General features: G+C 72.7%; 10 protein-coding genes and 1 pseudogene. 4 read left to right on the top strand and 7 right to left on the bottom strand.

Going from position 1 to position 12,566, the window contains the following annotated elements:
- Positions 1-92: 92 nt before the first annotated feature.
- From CK485_RS23980 to CK485_RS23965, 4 genes are all read right to left on the bottom strand, one after another.
- Complete coding sequence (locus tag CK485_RS23980; protein WP_109453914.1) at positions 93-1,076, bottom strand: NADPH:quinone oxidoreductase family protein; 984 nt, start codon at positions 1,074-1,076, stop codon at positions 93-95.
- An 18-nt stretch (positions 1,077-1,094) separates the two neighbouring features.
- On the bottom strand, positions 1,095-1,694 hold the full coding sequence (locus tag CK485_RS23975) for a TetR/AcrR family transcriptional regulator (RefSeq protein WP_109453913.1): 600 nt from the start codon (positions 1,692-1,694) through the stop codon (positions 1,095-1,097).
- A gap of 72 nt (positions 1,695-1,766) precedes the next feature.
- Positions 1,767-3,494, bottom strand: a complete 1,728-nt coding sequence (locus CK485_RS23970; protein WP_109453912.1) for an AMP-binding protein — start codon at positions 3,492-3,494, stop codon at positions 1,767-1,769.
- Complete coding sequence (locus CK485_RS23965) at positions 3,491-4,270, bottom strand: SDR family oxidoreductase (protein ID WP_109453911.1); 780 nt, start codon at positions 4,268-4,270, stop codon at positions 3,491-3,493. Before CK485_RS23965 ends, CK485_RS23970 begins: the two co-directional genes overlap by 4 nt.
- Positions 4,271-4,412: 142 nt before the next feature.
- On the opposite strand from CK485_RS23965, the gene CK485_RS23960 reads away from it, so the two are divergent.
- Positions 4,413-5,597, top strand: a complete 1,185-nt coding sequence (locus CK485_RS23960; RefSeq protein WP_109453910.1) for a hypothetical protein — start codon at positions 4,413-4,415, stop codon at positions 5,595-5,597.
- An 80-nt stretch (positions 5,598-5,677) separates the two neighbouring features.
- Here CK485_RS23960 and CK485_RS23955 read toward each other — a convergent pair whose 3' ends face one another.
- Complete coding sequence (locus CK485_RS23955; protein ID WP_109453909.1) at positions 5,678-8,509, bottom strand: penicillin acylase family protein; 2,832 nt, start codon at positions 8,507-8,509, stop codon at positions 5,678-5,680.
- Between the two features lie 210 nt (positions 8,510-8,719).
- Between CK485_RS23955 and CK485_RS23950 the strand changes: the two are divergent.
- A pseudogene (locus CK485_RS23950) lies at positions 8,720-9,292 on the top strand (hypothetical protein); the annotation flags it as partial.
- Positions 9,293-9,495: 203 nt separating this feature from the next.
- Complete coding sequence (locus CK485_RS23945) at positions 9,496-9,957, top strand: MaoC family dehydratase (RefSeq protein WP_109453908.1); 462 nt, start codon at positions 9,496-9,498, stop codon at positions 9,955-9,957.
- 18 nt (positions 9,958-9,975) lie between these two features.
- On the opposite strand, the gene CK485_RS23940 is transcribed toward CK485_RS23945, so the two are convergent.
- Both CK485_RS23940 and CK485_RS23935 read right to left on the bottom strand, forming a co-directional pair.
- Complete coding sequence (locus tag CK485_RS23940) at positions 9,976-10,590, bottom strand: TetR/AcrR family transcriptional regulator (protein WP_109453907.1); 615 nt, start codon at positions 10,588-10,590, stop codon at positions 9,976-9,978.
- 70 nt (positions 10,591-10,660) lie between these two features.
- Positions 10,661-11,812: an acyl-CoA dehydrogenase family protein gene (locus tag CK485_RS23935; protein ID WP_109454387.1), complete on the bottom strand. Its 1,152-nt coding sequence runs from the start codon at positions 11,810-11,812 to the stop codon at positions 10,661-10,663.
- Positions 11,813-11,891: 79 nt separating this feature from the next.
- Between CK485_RS23935 and CK485_RS23930 the strand changes: the two genes are divergently transcribed.
- Complete coding sequence (locus tag CK485_RS23930; protein ID WP_109453906.1) at positions 11,892-12,542, top strand: TetR/AcrR family transcriptional regulator; 651 nt, start codon at positions 11,892-11,894, stop codon at positions 12,540-12,542.
- Positions 12,543-12,566: the final 24 nt, after the last annotated feature.

The following is a 12,566-nucleotide window of genomic DNA, read 5'->3' as shown; positions in this document are numbered from 1 at the left end:
TCGGCGCGGTGCTCGTTGCCGTGCGAAACGGCGGAGGGCCGCCCAACGGCGGCCCTCCGCAAGCGCGTTGACTGCTCAGTCGTTGACGACGTTCAGTCGTTGACGACGACCACCCGGCCGGTCGTCGTGCCGTCCGCGACGCGCTGCACCGCGTCGGCCGCGCCGGTCAGCGGGACGCGCTCGCTGACCAGCGGGCGGACCGCGCCGTCGGTCGCGAGGCGGGTCAGCTCCTCGTGGCAGTGGCGGATCGCGGCCGGGTCGTGGGTGTTGTACAGGCCCCAGTGCAGGCCCAGGATCGCGTAGTTCTTCACCAGCGCGTGGTTGAGGCCGGGCGCCGGGATCGTGCCGCTGGTGAAGCCGACCACCACGATGCGGCCCTCGAACGCGACGCACTTGGTGGAGCGGGTGTACGCCTCGCCGCCGACCGGGTCGTAGACCACGTCGGCGCCGCGCCCGCCGGTGACCTCCTTGACCACGGCCACGAAGTCCTCCGAGCGCCGGTCGACCACCACGTCGCAGCCCAGCTTCCGCGCGACGTCCGCCTTGCCGGGGCCGCCCGCGACGCCGATGACCGTGGCGCCGGCCGCCTTGCCCAACTGCACGGCGGCGCTGCCCACTCCGCCGGCGGCGGCGTGCACCAGCAGCGTCTCCCCCGCCTTCAGCGCGGCCCTGCGGTGCAGCCCGAACCAGCCGGTCTGGTAGCCGATGTGCAGGGCGGCAGCCTCGGCGTCGTCAAGGGCCTCGGGCGCGGCCAGCACGGTCGCGGCGTCCACCACCGCGTACTCGGCGAAGGCGCCACCGGGCAGCGCGGCCGGGGAGATGACGCGGTCGCCCTCGCGGAAACCGGTGGACGGCTCGGCGGTGACCACCTCGCCGCACAGCTCCACGCCGGGGGTGAACGGCAGCGGCGGCCTGATCTGGTACTGGCCCCGGCACAGCAGCGCGTCGGGGAAGTTGACGTTCGCCGCGCGCACCCTCACCAGCACCTGCCCGGGGCCGGCCGTGGGCCGTTCCACCTCGTCCAGGCGCATCGCCGCACGCGGTTCGCCGTTGCTGTGGACTCGCCATGCCTTCACTGCCGGTTCTCCGTAACGTCAGGGCCGCCGTACCGAGTACAGCAGCATGTCCGCGAAGTCCGAGGCGACCTGCTCGGCGTCGAGCGGGCCGTCCTCGCGGTACCAGGTGCCGAGGTGGTGCACCGAGCCGAAGAAGTAGTCCACGACGAGGTCGGGGCGCAGTTCGGCGCGGAAGACGCCCTCGCGCTGTCCTTCCTCCACCAGGGCGCGGAACCGCTCGTGGTAGCGGCGCCGGTCCGCCCGTACCGCCTTCTGCTTCTCGGGGCTGAGCTGGTGCATCGAGCGGAAGAAGATCTTGGTGTCGTCCAGGTTCTCGATGCTGGTGACCACGACGTCGGCCGCGGCGGCGCGCAGCCGCTGCGCCACGCTCCCGCCGCCCGCCGCGATCCGCTCCAGGCGCTCCGTCTGAAGGCGCAGCACCCGGGCGTAGACCTCGTGCAGCAGGTCGTCCTTGCTGCCGAAGTAGTGGTAGAGCGCGCCCTTGGTCACGCCCGCGGCCTCGACGATCTCCTGGACGGAGGTGCGGTCGAAGCCGCGTTCGGCGAAGAGCCGGGTGGCCTCGGCCAGCAGCCGCCGCGGCACCGCCGCGCTCGCCCTGGTCCCTGCGCTCTCCGCCATGTTCCGGTCCCCTCTCGCCCGGCGGTCCGCGTGATCCCGGACCGCCGGGCCAGCATACCGACCGGTACGGATCTATGCCTCCCGCTGCGTCGGCGCCTGGCCGGGCGCTCCCTTCGCCGCTGCGCCCCCCTGGTCGCGCAGTTGCCGCCGCAGGATCTTGCCGGTGGCCGTCTTGGGCAGGTCCGGCAGGAGTTCGACCTCGCGCGGGTACTTGTAGGCGGCGAGCCGTTCCTTGCAGTACGCGGCGATCTCGGCGGGGTCGGCGGTCGCACCGGGCTTGAGGCTCACGTACGCCTTCACCGTCTCGCCCCGGTACGCGTCGGGCACGCCGACCACCGCGGCCTCGCGCACCGCGGGGTGGGTGTAGAGGACGTCCTCGACCTCGCGCGGCCAGACCTTGAAGCCGGAGGCGTTGATCATGTCCTTCTTGCGGTCGACGACGTAGAGCCAGCCGTCGGTGTCCATGAACCCGATGTCGCCGGTGCGCAGTTCGCCGTCCGGCATCGCGGCGGCCGACTCCTCGGGCCGCTGCCAGTAACCGGGCACGACCATCGGTCCACGCACCGCGATCTCGCCGCGTTCGCCGAACGGCACGTCGTGACCGGAGTCGTCCACGATGCGCACGTCGGTGTCGGGCCCCGGTACGCCGACGGCGAGCGTGCCCGACTCCGGGTCGAGCGGCGCCTCCAGGCCCGGCGGCACGGAGGCGCACGGCGCGGTGCACTCGGTGAGCCCGTAGCCGTTGCGGATGTAGTGGCCGAAGCGGCGGCGGAACTCCGCGACGATCGCGGGCGGCAGCGGCGCCCCGCCGGAGCTGAGCACCTGGAAGCAGGCGAAGTCCTCGGCGGTGGCGTCGGCGCGCGCCATCAGCGCCATGTAGGCGGTGGACGGGCCGACCATGTAGGCGGGCCGGTGTTCGCGGACGGCGTCGAGCACCACGCCCGGCTCGAAGCGGTACGCCAGTGCCACGGCGTCGCCGGAGGTCAGGGCGGCTGACAGCTGGCAGACCATGCCGGTGATGTGGAACAGCGGCGCGAGGGCGAAGATCACGGCGCCGTCCGGCAGCCCGAGCACGTGGCCCTGGCGGTGGGCGTTGTACGCGATGTTGCCGTGGGTGTTCAGGGCGCCCTTCGGGGTGCCGGAGGTGCCGGAGGTGTAGCTGATCAACGCGGTGTCGCCGGGCCCGAACCGGGGATCGGCGGGCGGCTCGGCCTTCGTGGTGCGCGCGACGGTCAGCAGGTCGTCGGCGTCGTCGGCCGACAGGCGTTCGTGGCCGGCGAAGAGGCGTTGGTCGTCGCGGGTCTGGAGGTCGAGTGCGCTGGTGACCAGCGGCACGCGCAACCCGGAGCCCTGAGCGGCGGCGCGGATGTGGGAGTGCCAGTCGCGTTCGTGGCAGACGAGCGCGACGACTCCCGCGTCCCGCAGCACGTGGGATATCTCGCGCTCCTTGTACATGGGGTTGACGGGCACCACGACGCCGCCCGCCTTCCACGCGCCCAGCAGCGCGAGGACGAACTGCGGGGTGTTCTGCTGCACGATCGCCAGCCGGTCACCGCGCCGGAAGCCGCGCTCCGCGAGGTACGCCGCCAGCCCGTCGCTCAGCTCGTCCAGTTGACGGTACGTCAGACGGCCGTCGAAGTAGGCGATCGCGAGGCGGTCCGGCACCCGGGCGGCGGAGGCGCGGAAGGCGTCGAGCACGGAGGGCGGGGGCTCGGGCAGCGCGAGGAGTTCGGGCGCGAAGTGCCGCCGCCAGGGGCGGTCCGCGTAGGTGGGGCCCGCGCTGTCGGTCGCCTTCGTCATGCCTGGCCCTCCAGCTTCCGCTGCACCTTGTTCATACCGCCCAGCCAGCGGCCCGGGTCGCTCGCGCGGACCGCGTAGTAGTCGCCGACCTCCGGGTGCGGCAGGATCAGGAAGCGGTCCTCGGCGATGCCGGTGAGCAGCGCGTCGGCGACCTGCTCGGGCTCGATGGCGGTGGGCCGCAGCACGAGGTCGCCCGCCTCGCCGGTGACCGCGAGCATGTCGGTGCGCACCCCCTGCGGGCAGATCGCGTGCACGTGGACGCCGCGGTGCCGGTAGGTCAGCGACAGCCACTCGGCGAAGGCGTAGGCGCCGTGCTTGGTGACCGAGTAGGGCGCGGCACCGACCATGGTCAGCAGCCCGGCCGCCGAGACGGTCGCCACGAACCGGCCCTCGCCGCGCTCCAGCCACTCCGGGAGCAGGATCCGGGCGGCGCGCACGTGGGCCATCACGTTGACGTCCCAGGCCAGCGCCCAGTCCTCCTCGGGCGCTTCGGGACCGCCGCCGGTGGGGACTCCGGCGTTGGCGCAGTAGACCTCGATGCCGCCGCCGAGTGCCGCGGTGGCCTGCTTGACCAGGTCGGCGACGCCCTGCTCGCCCGCCGCGTCGCCGGGGACCGCGACACCGCCGATCTCCTCGGCGACCGCCCCGGCGGCGTCCGCGTCCAGGTCGTTGACGGCGACCCGGGCGCCCTCGGCCGCGAACCGTCTGGCGAGCGCGGCACCGATGCCGCGGCCCGCGCCGCTGACGAAGACCCGTGTTCCCTGGTGCGCGCCCACGTTTGGCGTCCCTTCGGTTGGTCGGACCACCCCGTCCGCCGGACATACTAAGCGGTCGGTCGGCGCCCCCGGAAGGGCCGGGACCGGGCGGAATGCGCCGCGCCCCCTGGCCGGGACCGCCCGCTGCCGCGATGATGCGCTCATGGCGGGCATCGGGGTGGAGCCGTACTGGGAACTGGCCGTGGACGCCTCGGGGGCGCTGGACCCGGCGCGCCGGGACGCCCTGGCCAGAGGGGTGCGCGAGCGCAGGCTGACCGATCTGGTCGTCTTCGCGCACGGCTGGAACAACGACCACACGACCACCACGCGGCTGCTGCGCCGCTTCTTCACGCCGTTCCCGGCACTGCTGGTGCGGGACGGCACCTCGGCGCGGGTGGGGTACGCCGGGGTGTTCTGGCCGTCGCTGCGGTTCGCCGAGGAGCCCGCGGTGGACCACAAGCCGAACGCCTTCGCCGACCAGGCGGCCAACATGGCGCTGGAGCGCGGTGTGGCGGCCGAGACCCTGGACGGCCTGGTGGCCCTGTTCCCCGAACACACCGAGTCCTTGCGGAGGATGAACGGACTGCTGCGCGAACGGCCGCTGTCGCAGGCGCGGTTGGCGGAGTTCCTCGGCCTGGTGCGCAAGCTGTCCGGCGAGCCACCGCTGGCGATGCTCAACGACCTGCCCGCCCGGGTGTACGAGGAGTTCGCGGGCGCGCTGGAGCGCACCGGGGCGCGGCTGCCGGGTGACCCCTTCGCGCGGCTGTGGAGCGGCGCGCGCGAGGTGCTGCGGCAGGCGGCGTACGGGCTGATGCTGCGACGCGGTGCCCACGCGGGCGAGGTGGGGCTCGGCCCGGCGCTGGGACGGCTGGCCAGGGACGCCGCGGGCACCCGGGTCCACCTGCTGGGCCACGGATTCGGCGCGGCCCTGGCGGCGTCCGCGGCGCGCTCGGCCCTGCGGCCGGCCGGGTCGCTGACGCTCCTTCAGGCGCCGCTGACGGAGGAGGAGTTGCGGGGGGTGGAGCGGCGGGTCGCCGGACCCGTGGTGGTCTGCCATTCCCGGCACGACGACTGGCTCGGAGTGCTGTACCCGATCGCGTCGCGGGTGACGGGGACACCGGAAGGCCCGCGGGCGGTGGGCTACGCGGGGCTGGCGCAGGAGGCCGTGCGACTGCCGCTGGCCGCGACCGCGCCGAGCGTGACGCGGCGGTTCCCGGACAGCGGGCGGGTGAGCGTGGACGCCTCGTCGGTGGTGCGCAACGGCTGCCCGCCGGTCGGCGCCCACCTCGACGTCTGCCACGCGGACCTGGCCCGGGTGGTGCTGCGGGCGGCCCGGATCATGCGGTAGGCCGCGGAAGAGGACGGCCCGGTGCCGTACGGCGTGAACTGCCGCACGGTACCGGGCCGTTGTCCTGCGTCGTGAGGCCGTCAGCGGTGCGAGGGGAACTCGACGACCTGCTGGAAGGTGGGGCGGTTCTGCCAGGAGATGCGGTTCTGGCTGATGCCGCCCAGCGGGCGCTGCTCGATGCTGTCGGCGCACCACTGGTCGCCGGCCGAGCAGCCGGTGGAGTCACCCGGGTAGACCGTGGTCGCCGGGGTGGCCGCGGCCTGTCCGAGCGTGGTCAGCAAGGTGGACTGGCAGGAGGCGAGGTCGCCGCCGCCGCAGAACTTCTGCGCCAGGCCGCCCTGTACCGGCTTGCCCAGCACCGCCCGCAGGTCCTTGTCGACGTAGCTCCACCAGCCGTACTGGAAGGAGCTGCCCGCGTGGCTGCCGGTGGGGCCGTGTCCGGCGGACGGCGACTCGTCCACCGTGAGGTTGTCCGTGAGCGCGGTGTACAGGTCGCTGCCGAGCCCCGGTTCGAACTCCGCCTTGACCAGCAGCGGCCACCAGGCGTCCATGATGCGGACGGCGTCGGAGTCGGCGTAGGTGTGCGAGCCGGGCGAGGTCTCGCGGCGCTTGGCGCCGTCGTTCAGCCAGTTCTGCAACTCCTGTACGTCGTTGGACAGTTGCGGATCGGTGATGGGTGAACTGTGCAGCACGGCGAGCAGGTCGGGTAGTACGTCCTCGCCGCGCAGGTCGGTGACGGCCGCGTCCTCCATCGCCTGGGTGAGCGAGGCCCGGGTGACGCCGCCCGCCTGCACGAGCTTCTTGACGCGCGCGTCCAGCAGGTTGGCCCGGTGCACCGAGCCGTCGCCGAAGTTGGCGGAGGCGTAGTCCTTGGCCTGCTTGTTGTTCCAGGAGATGTAGTAGTCCTGGTCCACCGACTGCGGGTGCTGCGCGGGCGGGGTGTAGTCGGCGGTGTTGGTGGACGGGTCGAAGCCCTGCCACTCGTACTGCGGCTCGGCCGTCACCGGCAGCGACGGGTCGACGCCCGCCGCCCGCACCGGGTTGTTGCCGGAGTTGTAGTACGCGGTGTGCTCGGAGTCGGCGTAGAACCAGTTGAAGGTGTAGTTGATGTGCTGCACGGCGCTCTGGAAGCTCGCCGGATCGTGCACGTAGCCGGGGTCGTTGAGCATCTGGAAGCCGATGATCGAGTCGGCCTCGTGCATGTACGAACTGCGCAGCGAGGTGTAGGCGACGGGTTTGCCGCCGACCGTCGCTCTGGCCGTCACCAGGCCGTAATTGGTGCGGTACATCCGCATCGTGTACCCGCCCGCGGCGGTGGAGTCGGCGAGCGTCGGGGACCAGGAGTCGGCCTGCTGGAGTTCCTGGAACGGCGTGCACGTGCCGTGGTAGAGGTAGTAGTCGTCCGCCGTGGTCGGCGTGCCGCCGTCGGGGTCGCACAGCTGGACGGCGTAGGTGTCGGTGACGTCCTGCTCACCGGAGGTCGCGCTCCACGCGTAGTCCTCGCCGCGCCCCAGTTCCACGTAGAGGCTGAGGCCTGCGAACGCGGCGCCCCGGGCGTCGATCCCCGGGCCCTGGAGTTCCTCCAGCATCAGCAGTTGCGGCGCGAAGTAGCCGGTCTGCGGGCCGAAGACGGCGACCGGGTGGCCGCTGGCGGTGTGCGCGCCGGAGACCACGAGGGCGTTGGACATGCCCTTGCGCGGGTTGGTCAGCAGGTCGGCGGGGAGCACCCCGTCGTCGAAGATGCCCTGCGCCTTCTTCAGCTTCGCCGGCGCCTTGACAGGTGATTTCGGCGGGGTGTGGGTGGCCGACTTCTGCTCGGCGGCGGCGGAGCCGGTGCGGTCGTAGACCAGCGGTTCCTGCACGACGGAGCCGGGGTCGGGCATGGCGACGCCCTGCGGGTTCGCCGGCGACTCGGCGTAGGGGAAGCTCTGGCCGTCGTGGACGGTGAGCACCGCCTCCGGGTCGTTGGCCTCCCGGAAGGACTCCCAGACCTTGGTGCCCTCGGTCACGCCGTACTTGGCCTGCGCGGCCTCGAGCGACAGCGCGTTCTGCACCTCGCCGCCGCCCCCCGAACCGAACAGCGCTCCGATGACGGAGGCGAGCGCGATCAGGTCGGTGACGGTGAAGTGGTCGATGGTCCCGGCGTTGGTGATGGCGTTCATGTGGCCGGTCAGGTCGTACTCGCCGGGGAAGTAGCGGCCCGCCTTCGCCTTGTCGATGTAGGCGTTGATGCCGTCCACGTAGGCCTGGGCGTCGGCGAGGGCCTGCTTGCCGCGGGCTCCGTTGTCGTTGGCGATCCGGTCGACCTGGGCCTGCAGGTCGGCCTCGGTGTAGGGGGCGGCCTGGTAGAACTGCTGTTCCAGGCCCTGGTTGGCGGCGGCGCCACCGGCGAACGAGGTCAGCTGGCCGCGGCCGACGTGCCGGAAGAGGTCCATCAGCCACAGCCGGTCCTCGGCCGCCGCGTACCCGGCGCCGAACTCGGTGCCGGAGCGGGTGGTGCCCAGGATGTGCGGGACGCCGGTGGCCTTGTCGCGGGTGATGGTGACGTCGGAGCGGGGGCTCTCCACCGACGCGACGTCGGCGGCCGGGACGCCGAACGAGGAGTCGTTGAAGAACTGGTCGATGGACGAGTCGGTCAGCGAGCCGTAGTCGTCGGACAGCGAGTCGTAGGGCCCGAGTTGGTCGTCGCTGTGCGCGGGATGGGTGCCGAGCGCCTTGTTGGCGAGGATGTCGGCGAGCGTGGCGTTGCCGTTCTCACCGGGGGGCAGGATGTCCGAACACTGGCCCTGGCAGTAGTCGTTGGTGGCGGCCGCCGCGCCCACCGCCTGCTGCGCGGGGACGACCAGGCCGGTCCCCAGCGCGAGCAGCGCGGTCAGGGCGGCTGCTCTCAGCCCGAGGATACGTCGTCGCATACCTGCTCCTCCCGTAGCCGATGCGAGACAGTGCGACGGACGTTACCGCCGGTATGCCACGAGGTGAAGATGAGCACACGTCACGTTTCCCCACGGGCAGGAGTTCTTCCCGTTTCGCCGGGAACGCGTTCACCAATTCCCGTTTCGCGGGAGCCGATCGGCGGTCCGCTACGTCCCATCCACGGACCGCGACCGATGGAGGTGGGAGAGATGGCAGGTTTCCGGAGCCTCGCCAGACGGGTGCGCGACCCGAGACTGGTGGCGGCGGAGCGGCGGACCTCGCTGCGCAGATGCCTGGAGCACTTCGCCCCGTACGGCCACCGTGCCACCTGGCACCACTTGTGCGTACGGCACGGCATGTCGCCCCACGACCGGCATCCCCGCCCCGACCAGCTGCTCGCCGCGATCGAGGAGCTGGAGGAGGCCAGAAGGGTCTGGCAGGTCTACGAGGCCCGTTTCGCCGACCGCCGCAAGCGCGAGAAGCGCGACGGCGTGCGCAAGCCGACGCCGATGGACGACTGGCACCGGCGCACCTGGGGCGGCTTCGGGGTGGCGTGGTGCGAGGACCCCGCACGGCACCCCGACGACCGGCTGGCCGACGTCCTGAGGCGGCTGACCACCGCGCTGGACTCCGGTCCCGGCGACGGCTGCCCGGTCTGCGCCAGTCCCCGGGTGGTCTGGCACGACGACCTCGGCCACGAGCCGGCGTCCGGCCCGGTCTGCGCCACCTGCGGCATCCTCGTGCCGCCGCCCGCCCTGTCCCAGCGCGCACTGGCCCGTGCGCTGACGGGCGGCGGGGAGCCGGACGGCGTGCCCGGGCAGCGGGCGGGCGAGCGCCGGGCGGGGGCGAGCGGCCGTGGAGGGCGGGCGGGAGACGCCGGACGGGCGCTCGTTGACAGCGCCGGACGCACCCACCATGCTGAGCAAGCGCTTAGAAACCAGCACGCGTGAGACAGCGCTCGCCGTGACGCATGTGGAGGCATCGGATGTCGCAGCCCAGGATCTTCTCATCGGTGGACGAGTTGCGGGCGGCCGTGGGCCAGGAGATGGGGCCCACCGAGTGGCTCGAGGTCGACCAGAAGCGGATCGACCTGTTCGCGGACGCGACCGGCGACCACCAGTGGATCCACGTCGACCCCGAGAAGGCGGCGGCCGGGCCGTTCGGCACGACCATCGCGCACGGCTACCTCACGCTGTCGCTGATCCCGTCCTTCACCCCGCAGCTGTTCGCCGTCGAGGGGGTGCGCATGGGCGTCAACTACGGCGTGAACAAGGTGCGTTTCCCCGCTCCGGTGCCGGTGGGCTCGCGGCTTCGGGCGAGCGCCCTGATCGCCGAGGTCGACGAGGTGAGCGGCGGCGTCCAGCTGGTCGCCCGGATCACCGTGGAGCGCGAGGGCGGCGACAAGCCGGTGTGCGTGGCCGACACGGTGGTACGGCTGTACGTGTGACCGGCGCGACGCGCCCCGTCAGCGGGCGGCGCCGACCATCCGTCGGACGAGGTCCGCGTAGAGCGTGCCGACCTCGTCCGGGGTGCGGCGGCCGGCCGGGTTGAACCAGCGGGCCACGTCGATGCACAGCGACAGCACGGCGAGCGTGGTCCCGGACACGTCCGGCACGTCGAAGGCGCCGCTGTCCACGCCGTCCCGGATGATCGAGCGGATCACGTCCTCGGTGCCCCGGCGCAGCGCGACGATCTCGGTGTAGTGCTCGGGGGCGAGCGCGCCCAGTTCGTACTGGACGACGCGGCCGGTGGTGTGGTGCTCGGCGTGCCAGCGCACGAAGCGGCGCACCGCGTCGTCCAGCCGCTCGGCGGGGGTGCCGTCGGTGTCGCGGGCCGCCCGCACCAGGCTCAGCGAGCGCAGGTGGCCGACCCTGCTGATCTGGTAGAGCAGCTCTTCCTTGGTCTTGTAGTGGATGTAGAGCGCGGCGGGGCTCATCCCGGCGCGGCCCGCGATGTCACGGGTGGTGGTGGCGTGGTAGCCCCGCTCGGCGAACGCCTCCACGGCGGCGATCACCAGCCGCCTGGCCGCGTCGGGTGTGACGTCGGCCCACCCCTCGGTCGCGCGCTCCTCCTCGTCCATGGCGGACACCCTACATGGCCGCCTGAGCAAGCGCTTAGCGGGCGTGGCCGCAGGGCTCCGGCCGCGCGGTTCAGAACGCCGACACACCCGTCAGGGCGCGGCCTATCAGCAGCTTGTGGATCTGGCTGGTGCCCTCGTAGAGCGTCATCACCCGCGCGTCGCGCAGCAGTTTGCCCACCGGGTACTCGTCGATGTAGCCGTAGCCGCCGAAGACCTGGAGCGCGTTGTTGGCGCAGCGCACCGCGGCCTCGCTCGCGTAGAGCTTGGCGACCGAGGACTCGGTGGCGAACGGCAGCCCGCGCTCGATGTGGTCGGCCACCCGCCAGGTCAGCAGGCGCGCGGCGTCCACGTCCACCGCGATGTCGGACAGCAGCTCCTGCACGAGCTGGCGGCTCGCGATCGGGGCGCCGAACTGCTCGCGCTCCCCCGCGTACGCCACCGCCGCGTCCAGGCACGCCTGGGCGATGCCGACGCAGCCCGCGGCCACCGACATCCGCCCCTTGGCCAGGGCCGACATGGCCACCGAGAACCCCTTGCCCTCGGGGGCGATCATCGCGGAGGCCGGCACCCGCACGCCGTCCAGGACGAGTTCCGCGGTGGCCTGCCCGCGCAGCCCCAACTTGCCGTGGATCACCCGGCGTTCGAGACCGGGAGTGTCGGTGGGGACCAGGAAGGCGCTGACGCCCTTGTGGCCCGGTGCGGCGCCGGTGCGGGCGAAGAGCAGGACGACGTCGGCCCAGGTGCCGTTGGTGATGAACATCTTGGTGCCGTCGATGACGTACTCGTCGCCGTCGCGGACGGCCCTCGTGGTGAGGTTGGCCGCGTCGGAGCCGGTGCCGGGCTCGGTCAGCCCGAAGCAGCCGACCGCCTCACCGGAGCACAGCCTCGGCAGCCATCCCCGCTTGTGTTCCTCGCTCCCCCAGGCCGCGATCGACTTGGCGACCAGGCCGAGGGAGACCGACACGATGCCGCGCACCGAGGAGTCGCCGCGCCCGAGTTCCTCGGTGACCAGGCAGTACGACAGGTGGTCGCCGCCGGACCCGCCGTACTCCTCGGGGATCGTCAGGCCCAGGAAGCCGACCGCGCCGAGCTTGCCGACGATGCCGCGGTCCACGCTCTCCGCGCGGTCCCAGGCGACGACGTGCGGCGCGATCTCACGTTCGACGAAGTCCCGGGCGAGCCGCCGTACGGCGGTCTGCTCCTCGCTGAGCCCAAGGTCCACGGCCGGCACTCCGTTCCATGACTCACCGGCATAAATTACCAGTGCTAGTTTTCTGCGGGCAGCCCCTACTATGTGCCGCATGGCCCGTCCCCGCAAGCCCCTGCTCAGCCGAGCCGGCATCGTCGCCGCGGCGCTCGCCCTGGTCGACACCGAGGGCCTGGGGGCGGTCTCGACGCGCAGGCTGGCGGCGGAGCTGGGGGTCAGCGGGCCGTCCCTGTACAACCACTTCCGCACCAAGGACGAGATCCTCGACGCGGTCGCCGACACCGTGGTCGGCGAAGTCGCCCTGTCGATGTTCGAGGGGTGCGCGGACTGGCGGGCCGCGCTGACCGCGTGGGCCCGCTCCTACCGGGCCGCCCTCACCGCGCACCCCAACATCGTCCCGTTCCTCGCCCAGGGCCCCGGCCGCCGTCCGGCCGGCCTGCGCATGGCCGACGCGGTCTTCGGCGCGATGGTCGAGGCGGGCTGGCCGGTGGCCGAGGCGACCCTGATCGGCGCCATGATGCGGTATTTCGTGGCCGGTTCGGCCCTGGGCTCCTTCGCCCGCGGTTTCGTCGGCGACCCGGCGGCCTACGACCCGGCGGCGTACCCGCACCTGGGCCAGGCGCACCTGCTGCCCGAGCACCAGCAGCGCGTGGACGAGGGCGCGTTCGAGGTGGGCCTGACGGCCCTGCTGGACGGCCTGGCCGTACGGTTCGCGACACTGGCGCGGGCCCCGGAGGGCGGCTGAGGGGACCAGCGGTCCCCCGGGCGT

Origin of the sequence: Streptomyces sp. ICBB 8177 (assembly GCF_003144095.1) — a bacterium.
Lineage (GTDB): Bacteria > Actinomycetota > Actinomycetes > Streptomycetales > Streptomycetaceae > Streptantibioticus_D.
The sequence above is the reverse complement of the archived record's forward strand: the minus strand, read 5'-3'. Positions and strand labels throughout refer to the sequence as shown.